The sequence below is a fragment of the Kluyvera huaxiensis genome, from assembly GCF_040149365.1.
Lineage (GTDB): Bacteria > Pseudomonadota > Gammaproteobacteria > Enterobacterales > Enterobacteriaceae > Kluyvera > Kluyvera intermedia_A.
This window is the reverse complement of the sequence record NZ_JBEFLV010000017.1, coordinates 51,828-68,762: the sequence shown is the minus strand read 5'-3', so window position 1 is coordinate 68,762 and position 16,935 is coordinate 51,828. Positions and strand designations below refer to the sequence as shown.

Genomic DNA, 16,935 nt, shown 5'->3' with positions numbered 1-16,935 from the left:
AGGGTGCTTAACGATCCCCGTTTTACGGCTGAAGTCGAGCTGTCCATTGCCTTCCACGACATCGATATGATGGGCGTGGTGTGGCACGGCAACTATTTCCGCTATTTCGAGATTGCTCGCGAAGCGCTGCTCAACCAGTTTGACTACGGCTATCGCCAGATGAAGGATTCCGGCTATCTGTGGCCGGTGGTCGATACCCGGGTGAAATATCGCCATGCTCTGACCTTTGAGCAGCGCATTCGTGTCCGTGCACGAATTGAAGAGTTCGAAAATCGTCTGCGTATCGGCTATGAAATTTTTGACGCCGAAAGCGGCCAGCGCACCACCACCGGTTACACCATCCAGGTGGCGGTGGAAGAACACAGCCGCGAGCTGTGCTTCGTCAGTCCGGCGATTTTGTTTGAACGAATGGGGGTCACGCCATGAAATTCCTGCCGCTGCTAGCGCTGCTGATAAGCCCTTTGGTTAACGCCATGACGCTGGATACTCTGCAACAGCGCTTCACCGAACAGCCGGTGGTGCGCGCGCACTTCACGCAGACCCGCACGATAAAGGATCTGCCGCAGCCGCTGAAATCCGCAGGCAACATGCTGATCGCCCGCGATCGGGGGCTATTGTGGGATCAAACCTCGCCGTTCCCGATGCAGCTACTGCTCGATGACAAGCGGATGGTACAGGCGATTAACGGCCAGCCGCCGCAAATCATTACCGCCGAGAATAATCCGCAGATGTTCCAGTTTAACCATCTGCTGCGCGCGCTGTTTCAGGCCGACCGTAAGGTGCTGGAAGAAAACTTCCGCGTCGAATTTTCCGACCTCGGCGCAGGCCGCTGGACGCTGCGCCTGACGCCCATCACCACCCCGCTGGATAAGATCTTTGCCACCATTGATTTAGCCGGAAGCACCTATCTCGACACCATTCAACTGAACGATAAACAGGGCGACCGCACCGATATCGTACTTTCCCAACAGCAACTGACCCCAGCGCAACTGACCGATGACGAACGCCAACGCTTTGCCGCCCAGTAAACGCCCCGCGCTGCTGTGGGGAGCCGTCTGCCTGCTGCTGCTGGGCATACTGCTAACGCTGCTGCCGCAGGCGCGGCTCAACAGCAGCGTGCTGGCGATGTTGCCCAAACAGACGCTGGGCGCCATTCCGCCCGCGCTCAACGACGGCTTTATGCAGCGCCTCGATAGGCAACTGGTGTGGCTGGTCAGTCCCGGTAAAAAAGCCGACCCGACCGTCGCCCGCGCCTGGCTTACGCAGCTACAGGCCTCAAAAATACTGGCCGAAGTGAAAGGCCCAATGGATGCCGAAAGCCAGCAGGCATGGGGAACCTTCTTCTGGCAGCACCGTAATGGCCTTATCGATAATGACACCCGCGCACGCCTGGAGCACGGCGGCGAAGCGCAGGCGCAGTGGGTGCTCTCCCAGCTTTACTCGGCTTTCTCCGGCGTGAGCGGCAAAGAGCTGCAAAACGACCCGCTGATGCTGACGCGCGGCGCACAGCTGGCGATGGCGAAAAGCGGCCAGCGTCTACGGCTGATGGACGGCTGGCTGGTCACCCAGGACCCGCAGGGGAACTACTGGTATTTGCTCCACGGCGAGCTGGCCGGGTCATCGTTTGATATGCAGCAAACGCACCATCTGGTGACGACGCTTGGCTCGCTGGAAAGGACATTGAAAGAACGCTATCCGCAGGCGCAGGTGTTGTCGCGCGGCACGGCGTTCTACAGCGACTATGCCAGCCAGCAGGCGAAAAAAGATATCTCGACCCTCGGCGTGGTGACGGTGCTGGGCGTGCTGCTGCTGATCGTCGCCGTCTTCCGCTCCCTGCGTCCGCTGCTGCTGTGCCTTATCTCCATCAGCATCGGTGCGCTAGCGGGGACCGTGGTGACGCTGCTGCTCTTTGGTGAACTACACCTGATGACGCTGGTGATGAGCATGAGCATTATCGGCATTTCCGCCGACTACACGCTCTATTACCTGACCGAACGGATGGTGCACGGCGCAGAAACGTCACCGTGGCAAAGCCTTGTCAAAGTGCGTACCGCGCTGCTGCTGGCGCTGCTGACCACCGTGGTCGCCTACCTGCTGTTAATGCTCGCTCCCTTCCCCAGCATTCGCCAGATGGCATTGTTCGCGGCGGTAGGACTGAGCGCTTCCTGCCTGACGGTGATTTTCTGGCATCCGTGGCTGTGCCGGGGTCTGCCGGTGCGTCCGGTCCCGGCGATGGGGTTGATGCTGCGCTGGCTGGCAGCGTGGCGGCGCAATAAAAAGCTGTCAATTGGCCTGCCGGTGGCGCTGGCGCTGTTTTCACTGGCGGGAGCAGCGACGCTGCGGGTCGATGATGATATCGCCCAACTGCAGGCGCTGCCGCAGGATATTCTGGCGCAGGAAAAAGCGATTACCGCGCTGACCGGGCAGAGCGTCGATCAGAAGTGGTTTGTGGTCTACGGTAAGTCGGCCCAGCAGACGCTGGAGCGGATGGAGCAGTTTATCCCGGCGCTGGCACAGGCGAAAGCCGATGGATTGCTCGACGATTATCGCACCCTGCCGCTGAATTCACTCGCCCGCCAACAGCAGGATTTAACGCTATTAAAAGAGGCCGCACCGGCGGTGACCCGCGCACTACAGCGCGCCGGGATGACAACGGTAAACGCCTCTCTTAGCGCTATGCCAGTGACGGTCGATGCGTGGCTTGCCAGCCCGGCCAGCGAAGGCTGGCGGCTGATGTGGCTCACTCAGACCACTGGCGAAAGCGCGGTGCTGGTGCCGGTGAGCGGAGTCAAAGACAGCGCGGCGCTGGGCAAACTGAGCCAACGCTATTCTGCGGGCGTCGCATGGGTCGACAGAAAAAGCAGCGTCGATGCACTGTTTGCCCTCTATCGTCACCTGCTGACCGGACTACTGGTCGTCGCACTGGCGGTGATTGCCTGCGGCGCAGTGGCTCGGCTCGGCTGGCGTCACGGGCTTAAAAGCCTTGTGCCGTCGCTGCTGTCGCTCGGCTGTGGCCTGGCAACGCTCGCACTCAGCGGCCATACGGTAAACCTGTTTTCACTGCTGGCGCTGGTGCTGGTATTGGGGATAGGCATTAACTACACGCTATTTTTCAGTAACCCGCGCGGCACCCCGCTCACCTCGCTGCTGGCGATTACCCTGGCGATGCTGACGACCCTGCTCACCCTCGGGATGCTGGTATTTAGCGCCACTCAGGCCATCAGCAGCTTCGGTATCGTGCTGGTAAGCGGGATTTTCACCGCCTTCCTGCTGTCGCCGCTGGCGATGCCCGGGAAAAAGAGAAAACAACGACATGATTAGACCGATATTTCACCGGCTGAAACAGGCTCCCGCCGCAATTTTCGCAGTCGCGATGCTGCTGACCGGGTGCAGCCATTCGTCGCCAGAAAATGACGTTCGTCCACAGGCGTGGCTGGAACCGGGAACCCGCGTAACCTTGCCAGCGCCCGGCATCTCTCCTGCGTTGAGTTCGCAGCAATTGCTGACCGGCAGTTTTAACGGCAATACCCAGTCGCTGCTGGTGATGCTTAATGCCGATAGCCAGAAAGTCACCCTCGCCGGATTGTCGTCGGTCGGCATTCGTCTGTTCCTGGTGACTTATGACGACAAAGGTCTGCACAGCGAGCAGTCGATTGTGGTGCCGCAACTGCCCCCTGCCAGCCAGGTTCTGGCGGACGTGATGCTCAGCCACTGGCCGATTAGCGCCTGGCAGCCACAGTTACCAAAAGGCTGGACGCTGACCGATATTGGCAATAAGCGCGAACTGCGCAATGCCCACGGCAAGCTGGTCACTGAGATAAGCTATCTGAACCGCAAAGGCCAGCGCGTGCCTATCGCCATCGCGCAGCAGGTCTTTAAATACCACATCACCATTCAATATCTGGGTGACTGAGATGATCTACATTTCTGCCGTCGGCATGATTAACGCATTAGGTAACGGTGCGGATGAGATTGCCGCGAACCTGGCCCTTGGCGTCGCCCCGGGCATGCGACCGCGGGAGGGGTGGCTACAAGGCACTCCGCAAGCGGTATTGGCCAGCGTGGATGCGCAACTGCCGGACATTCCCGATACATTCCGCGCCCATCGTTCGCGGAACAACCAGCTGCTGCTGGCCGCGCTGGCACAGATTCAACCGCAGGTGGATGACGCCATCGCGCGCTTTGGCCGCGACCGTGTGGCGGTGGTGCTCGGCACCAGCACTTCCGGGCTGGACGAAGGCGACACGCACGTTGACCTGACGCTGAACGGACGGGAAAGCCCCGACTGGCGCTATCCGCAACAGGAGCTGGGCGATCCGTCGCGTTTTCTCAGCCAGTGGCTGGCGCTGGACGGCCCGGCGTTTACCCTATCGACCGCCTGTTCCTCCAGCGCCCGCGCGATAATCAGCGGCCGCCGGTTGATTGCCGCCGGGCTTGCCGACGTGGCGATTGTCGGCGGTGCCGACACGCTGAGCCGGATGCCAATAAACGGCTTCCACAGTCTGGAATCGCTCTCCGCAACCTTATGCCAGCCGTTTGCCCGCGACCGCCGGGGAATAACCATCGGTGAGGCCGCTGGGTTGATGCTGTTGACCCGCGAGCCGCAGCCCGTTACGCTGCTCGGCATCGGTGAGTCGAGCGATGCTTACCATATTTCCGCGCCGCATCCACAGGGCGAAGGCGCTATCCGCGCGATTACGCAAGCCCTGCACGATGCGAATATCACCCCGCAGCAGGTCGGCTATATTAATCTGCACGGCACCGCGACGCCGCTTAATGACCAGATTGAGTCCGCCGTGGTGAACGCGCTGTTTGGCGAAACGGTCCCCTGTAGTTCAACCAAACATCTGACCGGCCACACTCTGGGCGCGGCTGGCATTACCGAAGCCGCCCTCAGCATGCTGATTTTGCAGCGGAACCTGCCGCTGCCCGCGCAGGATTTCAGCCAGTCACCGCGCGACGAAACGCTACCCCCCTGCGGGCTGCTGACCGCGCCGCAGCCGCTGTCCCGCCCGGTTATCCTGTCCAATTCGTTTGCGTTTGGCGGCAATAACGCCAGTATTTTGCTCGGGAGAGTTTCATGAGCCACTTCTTATCGCCCGGCGACTATTTGCCGCACGATGCGCCAATGATGCTGCTGGATGAGGTGGTCGCCGTCAGCGAAGAGACCGCCATCTGCCGCGTGACGGTTTCGGCACACAGCGTGCTGGCGCCGTTTCTCGATTCCCAGGGCGACCTGCCCGGTTGGTTCGCGCTGGAGCTAATGGCGCAGACCGTGGGCGTCTGGTCCGGTTGGCACTGCCATCAGCGGGGCGAGAAACACATTGCCTTAGGCATGGTGCTCAGCGCGCGCGAGCTGCATTGTGAAGCCAGTCGTTTTCCTGCCGGGTTAACGCTGACTATCTCCACCACACGACTGATGCAGGATGCACGCTTCGGCAGCTTTGAATGCACCATTGAGGCAGGCGATGCGATGCTCGCCAGCGGACGCATCAATACTTTTCAGCCAACATCAGAAGAACTTCACACCCTATTTCAACAAGGAGCGTCCGCATGAGTCGTTCAGTTTTAGTGACCGGAGCCAGCAAAGGTATTGGTCGCGCTATCGCCCGCCAGCTAGCGGCAGACGGTTTTGTGGTCGGCGTTCACTATCATCATGACGCGCAAGGCGCGCAGCAGACGCTGGAGGCGATTGTTGCCGCCGGTGGCGCTGGGCGTCTGCTGACCTTTGATGTGTCGAATCGCGCGCAGTGTCGCGAAGTACTGGAGCAAGACCTTGCCGAACACGGCGCGTGGTATGGAGTGGTCAGTAATGCGGGGATCACTCGCGATGCGGCTTTCCCGGCGCTTAGCGACGATGACTGGGATGCGGTTATCCACACCAATCTCGACAGTTTCTACAACGTCATTCAGCCGTGCATGATGCCGATGATTAGCGCCCGCCAGGGGGGACGCATCATTACGCTGTCCTCCGTTTCCGGGGTAATGGGCAACCGAGGACAAGTGAACTACAGCGCCGCCAAAGCCGGGATTATCGGCGCGACCAAAGCGTTGGCGATTGAGTTGGCTAAGCGCAAGATTACCGTCAACTGCATCGCACCAGGGCTTATCGACACCGGGATTATCGATATGGAAGAGAGTGCGTTAAAAGAGGCGATGTCGATGATTCCTATGAAGCGTATGGGTCAGGCGGAAGAAGTCGCCGGGCTGGCCAGCTATTTGATGTCGGATATCGCCGGTTACGTCACGCGGCAGGTGATTTCAATCAATGGAGGGATGCTATGAAGCACCGCGTAGTGATTACCGGCATGGGCGGCGTGACCGCCTTTGGCAACAACTGGCAAGATGTCTCCGCCAAATTATTGGCCTATAAAAATGCGGTACGCGCCATGCCGGAGTGGCAGGTTTACGACGGGTTACAGACATTACTTGGCGCACCCATTGATGACTTTACCCTGCCGGAACACTACACCCGTAAGCGTATCCGCGCGATGGGCCGCGTGTCCCGACTCGCCACCCGCGCCACCGAGCTGGCGCTGGAGCAGGCCGGGCTGCTGGGTGACGCCGTGCTGACCGGCGGCGATACCGGGATTGCCTATGGTTCCTCCACCGGCAGCACCGATTCGGTGAGCGAATTCGCCACCATGCTGACCGAAAAGCATACCCGCAATATTACCGGCACCACCTACGTACAGATGATGCCGCACACAACTGCGGTGAACACCGGGCTGTTTTTTGGCCTGCGCGGGCGGGTTATCCCCACCTCCAGCGCCTGTACCTCCGGCAGCCAGGCGATTGGCTACGCGTGGGAAGCCATCCGTCACGGCTACCAGACGGTAATGGTTGCCGGCGGCGCGGAAGAGCTGTGCCCTTCGGAAGCGGCGGTATTTGATACCCTGTTCGCCACCAGCCAGCGTAACGATGCCCCCAAAACCACCCCTTCCCCGTTCGATGAACAGCGCGACGGTCTGGTGATTGGCGAAGGCGCGGGGACGCTGATTCTGGAAGAGCTGGAGCACGCGAAAGCGCGTGGGGCGACGATTTACGGTGAAATTGTCGGCTTTGCCACCAACTGCGACGCGGCGCATATTACCCAGCCGCAGCGCGAGACCATGCAGATTTGCATGGCCCAGTCGTTGAAAATGGCGGGTTTAAGCGCGCAGGATATGGGCTATATTTCGGCGCATGGTACCGCGACCGACCGCGGCGATATCGCCGAAAGTCACGCCACGGCGGCGATTTACGGCGAAAGCGTGCCCATCTCGTCGCTAAAAAGCTACTTTGGCCACACGCTGGGTGCCTGCGGTGCGCTGGAAGCCTGGATGAGCCTGCAAATGATGCGCGAAGGCTGGTTTGCTCCGACACTCAACTTACACAAGCCGGATGAACAGTGCGGCGCGCTGGATTACATCATGGGCGAAGCCCGTCAAATAGACTGCGAATTCCTGCAAAGCAACAACTTTGCCTTCGGCGGGATCAACACCTCTTTGATTATTCGACGCTGGCCGTAAGATGTACCGCCTGTTCCTCGGCAAAGTCTCGCGATTAAGCCACGGTGAACTGCCGTCCGCCGTCATCGCCTGCGCCCCCAGGGGGCCGAACCGGGCGAGCTGGCTAGCCGGTCGCGTTCTGCTTTGTCGCGCCGTCTCACCGGTGCCGGAGATTATCTACGCGGAACACGGTAAACCGGCGTTTGCGGCAGGAACGCCGCTGCGGTTCAACCTGAGCCACAGCGGCGATGATATTGCCCTGTTGCTGAGCGACGAAGGGGAAGTGGGCTGCGATATCGAAGTCATTCGGGCGCGAAAAAACTGGCCGGCGCTGGCTGAGTCGCTTTTTTGCCCCGCAGAGCAGGCGCAGATTGCCGCCGAAGCGCCTGAACGCCAGCTCGCCGCCTTTTGGCGAATCTGGACGCGTAAAGAGGCCATCATTAAGCAGCGCGGCGGCAGCGTCTGGCAGATGGCAACCGTGGATAGCACCCGCCGCCATGGGGGTTTTGTTACCGATGCTCAGCCCGACGGACTGAGCATCGCCATCTGCACCCCCACACCATGCTCTTTGCAGGATCTAATTGCGTTGGCGGAATGAACGCCGCCGCCCTTTAGACTCTCAGTCAGGGACGCGGGCCAAACATCTCCACCAGCTGTTTTTCATCCGGCATGCCCACCACCTGCTGCAGCTCATTGTTAGCGTTCATGTAATAGATGGCTGGCGTCGCATTAGCCCCGAGATCATCCATCAGCTTTTGATGATGCTGCAACAGATTGAAGGTCTCACGCGGCGTTGTCCCTTCAAAATGCGGCAGTTTCTTCCCGCCGGACAATTCATAGTCACGCCATGCGGCAACCGGATCGGACGCATTAAGGATAGCCGTCGCGTAGCGTCCGCTTTGTGGATTCAAAAACGCCACCATCAGCGTATTGAGCTGCACCTTCCCGGCGGCAACCCACGGCTGAGCGGCAGACCAGAACGCTTTGCAGTAAGGGCAGAACGGGTCAGCAAAGACAAATACCTTTCTGGCGGCGGTATCCGGCCCCTCTTTCAGGGCCTGCGCCGCATTCAGGGTTTTCCACATCTCCCGGCCGAGCGGAATATAAATCTGCTCTTTAAAATAGCCTTCGCTGAGGTTTTTCCCCTGCGCGTCGTAGAGGTATCCGGTGAGCACATGTTGGCCATCGGGGGTCAGAAAGAGATTGACCCCCATGTCCTGATATTGCCCAACCCAGCTTTTAAGGCCGCCGGGCGCATCCACGGCTTTAACATCAGTAATATTCTGCTGTTCGCTAAAGCGCTTAATGATATCCGGGACAGCACTCTGCGCGTAGGCCACAACCGGGGCCATCAATAAAGCGGTTAACATTATACGTTTCATCATCACACCTCATAAAACGGGGGAAGATTCCCCCGCATACGGATTTACTGTTTTTTCAGCGCGTCGCTGACCATAGCATCAAACTGTTCGAAGGGAACCCAGCCCGAGAGCAGTTCGTTGCCAATCAGCGTGGCGGGCGTGCCCTGAATGCCGAGCTTTTCCGCCAGCGCGAGGCTTTTCTTAATCGTCTCCAGGCTTTGATTGTCCGGGGTATCAACCACCACGCCGGCTTTCTTTTTCGCCGCCACAATGCTGGCATCGTCGTGGTAGCCTTTTTTGATCATCAGCAGATCGTTGAATTTTATGAATTGCTGAGGATGCGCCCGCCATACGGTCAGGGCATCGCGGGCGGCGGTCACTGAGCTTTCCGCACGGTACGGCAGGAATTTAAAAATCACCGCCACATCTGGATATTTGGCGACAATCTTTTCCAGATACGGGTCGAATTTCTTGCAGTACGGGCAGTTGTAGTCGGTAAATACCACCAGCGTCAGCCGGGGATGTTCAGCGCCCATGCGCGGCGAGTTGGGGTCGCGGAACAGGAAATCGGCGTTATCGGCAATCACCTTATTAAGCACTTGCTGGTTGGCCTGCGCATCTTGCTGATCCAGTTTTCCGCCGCTGCCGCCAGAATTTCCGGATGTTTCAGTAGGGTTTCCTGGACCAGTTCTTGTACCCGGGCTTCTTGTGCCGCCGTCAGGGCGGGTGCGGCGAACGCAGGGAGTGAAGCAACCAGCAGGAGCAGTGAGAGAAGTGTCTTGTTCATTGTGGATTAACCTTTCGCATTCTTGAGGGTGTCGAGGACGGTGCTTTTGTCGAGCAGCGGCGGCAGAATTTTGCCGTCAGTCAGTCCTGGCCCGTAAACTTGATTGAAGGGGATTGCGTAGCTGTTTCTTGTTTGCAAAAACGCCGTGATGAGGTCAGAAGGCTGACTCCAGTCGCCGCGCAGCGCCACCACGTCCGGCTGGTTCAGGGCGGCAATAATCTCCGGCTGATTGAGCACCCGGTGTTCGTTCACTTTGCAGGTCACGCACCAGTCGGCGGAAATATCCACGAACACCCTTTTCCCTTGCGCCTGAGCGCGGGTAATCGCCTCTTCGCTAAGCGGCTGCCACGCGATTTGTTGATGGGGCGTACGGGCGGAGGTTTCATCGTCAGCGCTAAGCATCCCGCGCAGTTGGTAGCCGCCAAAAGCGGCGAGCAAAATCACGCCCAGCCAGAAAAGCGGTGCGCGGCGTTGACCGGTGGCAATGAAGACGATGAGCGCGGTCGCCGTCAGCAGCAGCGTAATAATGCCGCTGGCGGTGCTTCCCAGATGTAACCCCAGCAGCGAAGCCAGCCATAAGCTGGAGGCCAGCATCATCAGCGCCAGCAGCACCTTAAGCGAATTCATCCACGGGCCGGGACGCGGTAACAGCAGCGCGATTTTCGGCACCAGCGCCACCAACAGCCAGGGTAGCGCCATACCAAGCCCCAGCAGCATAAACACCAGCCACAGATCCGTCAGCGGAGCCGCCAGCGCGAACGCCACGGCGGTGCCAAGGAATGGCGCGGAGCATGGCGTCGCCAGCAGCGTAGCGAAAACCCCTTCGCAGAAGCTCCCGGCCAATCCGTTGCCGCCAGCCGTTGCCATTCTCCCGCTCATCGACGCTGGCAGCAGCATCTCGAACAGGCCCAACAGATTCATAGCAAAGATAAAGGTGACAGCCACCATCAGGCCAATAAACCACGGATTCTGGAACTGAATGCCCCAGCCAAGCGATGCGCCGGTGAACTTAAGCACCGTCACCATGGCGGCAAGCAGCGCAAACGAGGTCAGAATACCGGCGCTGGTTGCCAGAAAACGTAGGCGAATACGGGTTTTGTCGGTCCCGGAGTGCAGTACCGAGTTTAACTTCATGCCCATCACCGGCAGGACGCACGGCATCAGATTCAGGATAAGCCCGCCGAGCAGCGCAAACAGTAGCATTTGCGCCAGGTTTGCGGGCGTTGTTTCACGCGCTGTGGATACCGCCTGATCCGCCCCCACCGTCAGGGTGGTTTGCTGCGCTTTCCCCTGATTAGTCAGGACAAAAGAGAGCGTTTTCCCTGCCAGCGATGTCGTTTTTTCACCCCATTCATCTGTGACCGGCGCGGTGATGACCAGCTCTGCGCCGCTGCTTTTCAGCGTGGGATCGCCCGGAATGATGCCACCGTCTAACGGGTCGAAGTAGATCTGCGCATCGCGCCACTCGCCTGCCGTTGTGCCGGTGACAACCAGATTGCTGCCCGCCAGATGGGCGCTAAGATCGTCGGAGATCCCACTCTCGGCAGGAATGGAACGCATCGCCTGCTCAAACGCCTGTTGGAAATGGTCATCCACCGGCTGACTGAAATCCAGATGCAGCGGATAGTCGGTTAACAGGCACACGTTGCTACAGGTGGAGAGCGTCAGCGTGCCGTCCAGCGCATCGCTTTGCTGGCCGGTGATAATCATCGGGATAACCACCTGTTTATGGTAGCCCTGAGTGGTCAGCCCCGAAATCTCAAACCGTGAAGGCACCGGCCAGTACCACTGGGCCTTTTCACCGTTATGCCAGTGAATTTCGGGGGCAACGCCCCCTTCCCCCGGCGAACGCCAGTAGGTTTTCCATCCCGATTGCAGCTCGACGGTCAGCAACCCATAAAGGCGGTTTTCACTTCTTTCGGCCTGGAAACGTATCCGGGCGTGATCGTTTTGTGGCGACGTCAGCCACCCGGTATCTGCCGCATGGGCCACACCCATAGACGACAGCAACAGGAGGACGAATCCCCTGAAGATATTCAGCATCTTTTTTCTCCGTAAATTGAATAATAAATCGCGTTAACGACGATTATTCATTCACGGAAGACGCAGTTTTTAAGATGGATTCGTAGCGTAGGTGGCCTGACGGGGACGTCTCTGAAGACGAACGCACGCAGCTCAGTCAAGCGCTGAAGCAAGGCCAGGAAGAGAATGACGGCGGGCAATGCGCCATCGAAGAATACGGGCTGGGTACAGAGTAGCGAGCTGGCGCTAAGCTGACACGGTGAAGGACCGGCTGAGGCATCGTCTGGTGCCGGGGCGGAGAGCATCTGCACCGGATTCGCGGCTTGTTGTAAAAAATGGTGCAGATAGACCGCCCGCTGAACCATGCAGATAACCATGGCAAGGCAGGTCAATATCAAAAACCATTTCGCAAGACGCTGACGATTACGCATAATTTCCCAGACGATTCAGATCTGCCGAATCATAAACAATACAAATCTATGTGCAAGGTCTTCCTTGTAAGGTTTTGTCTGCGCTAGCCGTGTGGAGAGCACGCCAGAGTGATTCTATAGTTAGAATATCTCCCACTCAGAGGCGGTCTAACGGATGATTTCAGCACTCCCTCGCCTCGTCCTTTTACTGATTGCCGCCTTCACTTTCAGCCTGGATGCCAGCGCCGCCGATGGCCATCGCATCAAACAGCGGGCCGATGCGGTGCTGACGCTGATGAGCTTTATGATTGTGCCGGATATCACCGCCAGCGATCTTAATATCGGTTCCGGGTCGGATGATACCAGCGAACTGGCAATCACCCAGTTCGGCGGGGGCGCCACCATGGGGGAATCCTTCCCGCTGTATCTGGAAGGGGCATTGGGCTACAGCCGCTACGACCCACAGTTTGTCATCAGCGACGGCAGTCAGAGCCGACGCGTTCCCACCAAATGGAATAGCCTCACCACCACCGGCGGTATCGGCTGGGACTTTAACCTGCACCGCGACCGCTGGGGCGGCAACCTGGTGCTGCGCCCTATCGCCAACGTCATGCTCGGCACGATGGCCAGCGATCTGCGGGTCGGTGCCTGGGCGCTGGAGCGGCATCAAAACGCCGATTATGACTTTCTCGATGGCGGTAGGCTGAACGCCTATGGGCTGGGCGGTTCATTGATGCTCGACTATGAACTTCTGTCGACTCAGCAGGATATTGATATTGAGCTGCGTTATACCGGGATGAGTCTGCAAACCTTCGGCAATACTTCCAGCGCCGTGAGCGGTAGCGCCAGCGCGCAGAACCTCGGGCTGTATCTGCGCCGCCGCGCGCCAATTTTTGACTGGACGCTGCTGAAAAGCCCGGTGCGCTACGTGCTGGAAGGGGCGCATACCGAATACCTTGGCGAACAGCGAGGAAAGCTCGGCTTTGATAGCCTAAGTTCGGTCGGCGTGGGAATTGAAGTTGATAGCAGCAAATATCCGGTCTTTATCACCCGCACCCGACTGGTGGCGCGCTATATGTTTGGCAACGGTACCGAAGGGTATGGCGTGGGGTTGGCAATGAGCTTTTAGGTGTATATCGCGGCCGGGTCGATATCGTGCAGAAAAAAGGCCTGACATCGTCAGGCCTTAATTCGTTTACGGTGCAGTACTGTGAATTTCCGCCACGCGCTTACGCACGCCGTACCAGCCGGCCACCAGCAGAATGGCAATCAGCGGTAAAGAAGCGATGGTGTAGGTACCGTTCGGATAGTCGAACGCCATCAGCACCAGTACGCTCAGCAGGAACAGCAGCGTGAGCCAGGAGGTAAACGGTGCGCCCGGCAGCTTAAAGCTAACGTCGGCGGCCTGCCCTTCTTTGATGGCTTTACGCAGACGCAGCTGGCAGACCATGATAAACGCCCACGAGGCGATAATCCCCAGCGAGGCGAAGTTAAGCACAATTTCGAACACCTGGGACGGCACCAGATAGTTGAGGAATACCCCAACCACATACACCACCAGCGTCGCCATGATGCCCGCGTAAGGCACATGCTGGCGGCTCATTTTGCTCATGAACTTAGGCGCGGAACCGCCCATCGCCATTGAACGTAAAATACGTCCGGTGCAGTAGAGGCCCGAGTTCAGGCTGGACAGCGCGGCGGTCAACACCACGATGTTCATAATGCTGCCGATATACGGCACGCCGAGCTTCGAGAAGAAGGTGACAAACGGGCTCTGCCCCGCCTGATATGCCGTCCACGGCAGCAGCAGCACCAGCAGTACCACGGAGCCTACATAAAACAGACCGATACGCCAGATAACGCTATTGATAGCCTTCGGTACCATGGTTTGCGGGTCTTTACATTCACCGGCGGCGGTTCCCACCAGCTCAATAGAGGCAAAGGCAAACACGACGCCCTGCACCAGCACCAGCGCAGGCAGCAGGCCGTGCGGGAAGAAGCCGCCGTTATCGGTTATCAGATGGAAGCCGGTGGCGTTGCCATCCAGCGGTTTTCCGCTGCCCAGATAGACGGTGCCCACCACGAGGAACACCACGATAGCGAGCACTTTGACCAGCGCAAACCAGAACTCCATTTCGGCAAACCACTTCACGCCGATCATATTCATGGTACCAACGATAGCCAGCGCGCCTAAGGCGAAGACCCACTGCGGAACATCGCCAAACGCGCCCCAATAGTGCATGTACAGCGCCACGGCGGTGATATCGACAATCCCGGTCATCGCCCAGTTGACGAAATACATCCAGCCTGCCACGTAGGCGGCTTTTTCGCCGAGGAACTCACGAGCGTAGGAGACAAAGCTGCCGCTGGAAGGCCGGTGCAATACCAGCTCGCCAAGCGCGCGTAGAATAAAGAAGGAGAAAATACCGCAAACCAGATACACCAGCGCCAGCGCCGGACCCGCCATCTGTAAACGTGCACCGGCACCGAGGAACAGACCGGTACCAATTGCGCCGCCGATGGCAATCATCTGCACCTGACGGTTGCCCATGGCTTTGTGATAGCCCTCTTCGTGGGCGTTAAGCCAGCGCCGTTTTGCCGCGTGTTGCTCCGCAGCCTGTGTTTTTTGTGTTTCCATCGTTTCCCTGTTACCTGTCTGATTAAAGGAAGACTTCCGGCCGGCGCGAGAAGGAACGACTATCCGCGACAACCCCAGGGTTTTTCCCGTCATTCTGTGTAGGGATAAAACCGCGCGGTGCATCCTACCCGTAATCAATAAGCGGCGCAAAACAAACGATTGCCTGGCGGACACAAAAAAGCGGCCCGCAGAGGGACCGCCGTAACCATCGAATATTAGAGCATCTTTTCCTCAGCGCGTGCTGAATATTCCATTCCGAGATAAGGAAATACTAATTCCGTTTTAAGACGAGGATTTTCCGGATAATAAATTCACCGCAGCACCCAAGCACAAAATATAACCAAAGAGCTCAATGCCTTCTTCAACCATATTTTTAACAATGCGCACATAGCCGTCTTGTAAAATTGACTGCCAGAGAATCGACATGCCAAATAGGCGCGAGAAAATCAGAATCGTCAGTAGCCCTGCGACCATCACACCGTAGGACGGTGAGCGGGTATAAGCGATCAATTGTTGTGCCACCTGCGCGGGGTTACGCAGCGCATAAATAATACTCACCACGCTGACCAGGAGCGCAAACCAAACCCAGCTGCCGTGACGAACAAGATCGAAAACGGCGTCCAGCTCGCGAATAAGCATGGCAAGGAAAAATCCTGCAATCAATACGTTACATTGTCTCATGGCGCTATCTTTGTGCGCACGGATAAGGTGAATCAGGACAATAATGAACAGAATTGACTCTTGTACCACCTCGGTAAATGAGGTTTCAGACAGGCCATCTTTAAGGATATTGACATCAACATGCAGGCACACTACGACAGCAATAACAGACAGAGCGAAAAGAATTACGCGCAAAAGTAAACTAATTAAAATCATAAAAATCACTGCTTTTTATTAAACACGTATTTTACCTTTCGCCCTCTCCCCCAACTTGTCCTTCTGTGCCACATAAATGGCTATATTTAACAATTGTTGCCTCTATAAAAGCAGGCAACAATAATGGTCTATAGTTGACATGATAAATAATCACCACGTGGACGCTATTTTATTTCTTCAGCCGTTCAAGCTGAACTTTATCAGCCTCCTGAGCCTTATCGGCTAATTGCTGAAATTGTGACGAACTGTAAAACGAGGCCGGAACCGGCAGTTGCTGCATCTTATCGCCGGGATAAATTTGCAGCTCCGCCAGTTGGGACAGCAGATACCCGGCCACCGCCGCGGGGAACGTCAGCTGATACGGCACCGTGCTTTCATAGGCCACCGGCGTTGGCAGGCGGTTATTCTCCAGGCTGTAGTTTCGCTTTAACACCAGAAATTTGTCCGGCACCCTGCGCTTACTGTTCCACCAGTCTCCGTCCAGCTCGCGGAATTTGCTTTCCGTTTCGCTTTGAGTGGCGACGTCCAGACGTAGCAGCACGCGCTTTAATTCGGCGGTCATCGCCGCGTTATACTCCGCCACCGATTCCGCCCGACCTTGCAAGATGACCGTAATGGCTATCCGCGCGCCCAGCAGGTTTGAGTAGAGATCCTCCGGCGAGAATGCCGAGATCTCTTCAGAAAAACCCGGCACCGACTGAAAACCGTACCACTGGGCGATTTCATGCCACTGCGCCAGTTGAAACGCTAAGTCACCAGCTAGCCAGGCGGCAAGCGTGTAGCGCTGTAGCGGCGAGGCGGGAGGATAAAAGGCGTTAAACTGTAACCGGCGGACGCCCAGTTCATTACTATAAAAATAGCGCCAGCGCTGGCCGAGCTTGGGGTAAAGCTGGCTAAAAATAAACAACGTGTTATCTGCCGTATCGCGCACGTGGGCGATATCAATAAACCCGCCCCGATGGGTATAGAGAAGTCCGTTATGCTCTTTGCTCAGCCCAACCAGATTTTTCACCGTCCCCAGCGCACTGTCGTTATATTGATGCTGACCCAGGGTTTCCAGCGTGAGCACGTTGCCAATTTGATAAAAAGGCACCGGGACGCCCGCGGCTCTGACGTGGAGATCGTAGCCAAATGCGCAGCACGGGCGCAGCGATTCGGGAGCAGACAGATCACTGGCTACCGGTGCGAGGCTTTGAGCCTGCTGGAGAGGGAAAAGTCCGTCGTTCGCCTGCACCGAGGCTGCCGCCAGAAGAAAAAACATGAGCCATTTGGCCATTCAAACTACCCCCGCGACCAGCAAATATAATCCGGCGCTCTCTTTGCAAACTCCAGCTTTAAACGTGTATCCCAC

Annotated in this window: 16 protein-coding genes and 1 pseudogene; 10 read left to right on the top strand and 7 right to left on the bottom strand. The window is 57.6% G+C overall.

Going from position 1 to position 16,935, the window contains the following annotated elements:
- Positions 1-3 precede the first annotated feature (3 nt).
- The 9 genes from ABOC97_RS16985 to acpT are packed head-to-tail and all read left to right on the top strand — an operon-like array spanning position 4 to position 8,088.
- Positions 4-426, top strand: a complete 423-nt coding sequence (locus tag ABOC97_RS16985) for an acyl-CoA thioesterase (protein WP_349600000.1) — start codon at positions 4-6, stop codon at positions 424-426.
- Positions 423-1,028 carry a LolA family protein gene (locus tag ABOC97_RS16980; RefSeq protein WP_349599997.1) on the top strand — a complete coding sequence of 202 codons (606 nt, stop codon included), beginning with the start codon at positions 423-425 and terminating at the stop codon, positions 1,026-1,028. Before ABOC97_RS16985 ends, ABOC97_RS16980 begins: the two co-directional genes overlap by 4 nt.
- The gene (locus tag ABOC97_RS16975) at positions 997-3,321 is read left to right on the top strand and encodes an MMPL family transporter (RefSeq protein WP_349599995.1); all 2,325 of its coding nucleotides are present in this window, start codon (positions 997-999) and stop codon (positions 3,319-3,321) included. The genes ABOC97_RS16980 and ABOC97_RS16975 overlap by 32 nt, the downstream gene beginning before the upstream one ends.
- Before the next feature lie 52 nt (positions 3,322-3,373).
- Positions 3,374-3,913, top strand: coding sequence for a DUF3261 domain-containing protein (locus ABOC97_RS16970; protein WP_349600147.1), 540 nt, complete (start codon positions 3,374-3,376; stop codon positions 3,911-3,913).
- A gap of 1 nt (position 3,914) precedes the next feature.
- Positions 3,915-5,084: a beta-ketoacyl-[acyl-carrier-protein] synthase family protein gene (locus ABOC97_RS16965; protein ID WP_349599992.1), complete on the top strand. Its 1,170-nt coding sequence runs from the start codon at positions 3,915-3,917 to the stop codon at positions 5,082-5,084.
- Complete coding sequence (locus ABOC97_RS16960; RefSeq protein ID WP_349599989.1) at positions 5,081-5,557, top strand: ApeP family dehydratase; 477 nt, start codon at positions 5,081-5,083, stop codon at positions 5,555-5,557. The genes ABOC97_RS16965 and ABOC97_RS16960 overlap by 4 nt, the downstream gene beginning before the upstream one ends.
- Positions 5,554-6,285, top strand: coding sequence for a 3-ketoacyl-ACP reductase FabG2 (locus ABOC97_RS16955; protein WP_349599986.1), 732 nt, complete (start codon positions 5,554-5,556; stop codon positions 6,283-6,285). Before ABOC97_RS16960 ends, ABOC97_RS16955 begins: the two co-directional genes overlap by 4 nt.
- Complete coding sequence (locus ABOC97_RS16950; protein WP_349599983.1) at positions 6,282-7,511, top strand: beta-ketoacyl-ACP synthase; 1,230 nt, start codon at positions 6,282-6,284, stop codon at positions 7,509-7,511. Before ABOC97_RS16955 ends, ABOC97_RS16950 begins: the two co-directional genes overlap by 4 nt.
- A 1-nt stretch (position 7,512) precedes the next feature.
- Positions 7,513-8,088, top strand: a complete 576-nt coding sequence (acpT, locus tag ABOC97_RS16945) for a 4'-phosphopantetheinyl transferase AcpT (protein WP_349599980.1) — start codon at positions 7,513-7,515, stop codon at positions 8,086-8,088.
- A gap of 25 nt (positions 8,089-8,113) precedes the next feature.
- Here acpT and dsbG read toward each other — a convergent pair whose 3' ends face one another.
- The 4 genes and pseudogenes from dsbG to ABOC97_RS16925 all read right to left on the bottom strand — a co-directional run bounded on the left by dsbG (position 8,114) and on the right by ABOC97_RS16925 (position 12,091).
- Positions 8,114-8,872 carry a thiol:disulfide interchange protein DsbG gene (gene dsbG / locus ABOC97_RS16940; RefSeq protein ID WP_349600144.1) on the bottom strand — a complete coding sequence of 253 codons (759 nt, stop codon included), beginning with the start codon at positions 8,870-8,872 and terminating at the stop codon, positions 8,114-8,116.
- Between the two features lie 44 nt (positions 8,873-8,916).
- Positions 8,917-9,638 (bottom strand): annotated as a pseudogene (locus tag ABOC97_RS16935) (DsbA family protein).
- A 6-nt stretch (positions 9,639-9,644) separates the two neighbouring features.
- Complete coding sequence (locus ABOC97_RS16930; RefSeq protein ID WP_349599977.1) at positions 9,645-11,681, bottom strand: protein-disulfide reductase DsbD family protein; 2,037 nt, start codon at positions 11,679-11,681, stop codon at positions 9,645-9,647.
- Positions 11,682-11,728: 47 nt separating this feature from the next.
- Complete coding sequence (locus ABOC97_RS16925) at positions 11,729-12,091, bottom strand: hypothetical protein (protein ID WP_349599974.1); 363 nt, start codon at positions 12,089-12,091, stop codon at positions 11,729-11,731.
- 154 nt (positions 12,092-12,245) lie between these two features.
- Here ABOC97_RS16925 and ABOC97_RS16920 point away from each other — a divergent pair, with 154 nt between their 5' ends.
- The gene (locus ABOC97_RS16920) at positions 12,246-13,199 is read left to right on the top strand and encodes a hypothetical protein (RefSeq protein ID WP_349599971.1); all 954 of its coding nucleotides are present in this window, start codon (positions 12,246-12,248) and stop codon (positions 13,197-13,199) included.
- 66 nt (positions 13,200-13,265) lie between these two features.
- On the opposite strand, the gene ansP is transcribed toward ABOC97_RS16920, so the two are convergent.
- The 3 genes from ansP to ABOC97_RS16905 all read right to left on the bottom strand — a co-directional run bounded on the left by ansP (position 13,266) and on the right by ABOC97_RS16905 (position 16,860).
- Positions 13,266-14,708: an L-asparagine permease gene (gene ansP, locus ABOC97_RS16915; RefSeq protein ID WP_349599968.1), complete on the bottom strand. Its 1,443-nt coding sequence runs from the start codon at positions 14,706-14,708 to the stop codon at positions 13,266-13,268.
- Between the two features lie 282 nt (positions 14,709-14,990).
- The gene (locus ABOC97_RS16910) at positions 14,991-15,584 is read right to left on the bottom strand and encodes a transporter (protein WP_349599965.1); all 594 of its coding nucleotides are present in this window, start codon (positions 15,582-15,584) and stop codon (positions 14,991-14,993) included.
- Between the two features lie 169 nt (positions 15,585-15,753).
- The gene (locus ABOC97_RS16905) at positions 15,754-16,860 is read right to left on the bottom strand and encodes a DUF4056 domain-containing protein (RefSeq protein ID WP_349599962.1); all 1,107 of its coding nucleotides are present in this window, start codon (positions 16,858-16,860) and stop codon (positions 15,754-15,756) included.
- Positions 16,861-16,935: the final 75 nt, after the last annotated feature.

What these genes read in the sequence shown, in the direction of transcription:
- acpT (WP_349599980.1), top strand. Translation starts at nt 7,513, where the DNA reads ATGTACCGCCTGTTCCTCGGCAAAGTCTCGCGATTAAGCCACGGTGAA.
- ansP (WP_349599968.1), bottom strand. Translation starts at nt 14,708, where the DNA reads ATGGAAACACAAAAAACACAGGCTGCGGAGCAACACGCGGCAAAACGG.
- ABOC97_RS16905 (WP_349599962.1), bottom strand. Translation starts at nt 16,860, where the DNA reads ATGGCCAAATGGCTCATGTTTTTTCTTCTGGCGGCAGCCTCGGTGCAG.
- ABOC97_RS16920 (WP_349599971.1), top strand. Translation starts at nt 12,246, where the DNA reads ATGATTTCAGCACTCCCTCGCCTCGTCCTTTTACTGATTGCCGCCTTC.
- ABOC97_RS16970 (WP_349600147.1), top strand. Translation starts at nt 3,374, where the DNA reads ATGCTGCTGACCGGGTGCAGCCATTCGTCGCCAGAAAATGACGTTCGT.
- ABOC97_RS16925 (WP_349599974.1), bottom strand. Translation starts at nt 12,091, where the DNA reads ATGCGTAATCGTCAGCGTCTTGCGAAATGGTTTTTGATATTGACCTGC.
- dsbG (WP_349600144.1), bottom strand. Translation starts at nt 8,872, where the DNA reads ATGAAACGTATAATGTTAACCGCTTTATTGATGGCCCCGGTTGTGGCC.
- ABOC97_RS16975 (WP_349599995.1), top strand. Translation starts at nt 997, where the DNA reads ATGACGAACGCCAACGCTTTGCCGCCCAGTAAACGCCCCGCGCTGCTG.
- ABOC97_RS16960 (WP_349599989.1), top strand. Translation starts at nt 5,081, where the DNA reads ATGAGCCACTTCTTATCGCCCGGCGACTATTTGCCGCACGATGCGCCA.
- ABOC97_RS16980 (WP_349599997.1), top strand. Translation starts at nt 423, where the DNA reads ATGAAATTCCTGCCGCTGCTAGCGCTGCTGATAAGCCCTTTGGTTAAC.
- ABOC97_RS16930 (WP_349599977.1), bottom strand. Translation starts at nt 11,681, where the DNA reads ATGCTGAATATCTTCAGGGGATTCGTCCTCCTGTTGCTGTCGTCTATG.
- ABOC97_RS16950 (WP_349599983.1), top strand. Translation starts at nt 6,282, where the DNA reads ATGAAGCACCGCGTAGTGATTACCGGCATGGGCGGCGTGACCGCCTTT.
- ABOC97_RS16965 (WP_349599992.1), top strand. Translation starts at nt 3,915, where the DNA reads ATGATCTACATTTCTGCCGTCGGCATGATTAACGCATTAGGTAACGGT.
- ABOC97_RS16910 (WP_349599965.1), bottom strand. Translation starts at nt 15,584, where the DNA reads ATGATTTTAATTAGTTTACTTTTGCGCGTAATTCTTTTCGCTCTGTCT.
- ABOC97_RS16955 (WP_349599986.1), top strand. Translation starts at nt 5,554, where the DNA reads ATGAGTCGTTCAGTTTTAGTGACCGGAGCCAGCAAAGGTATTGGTCGC.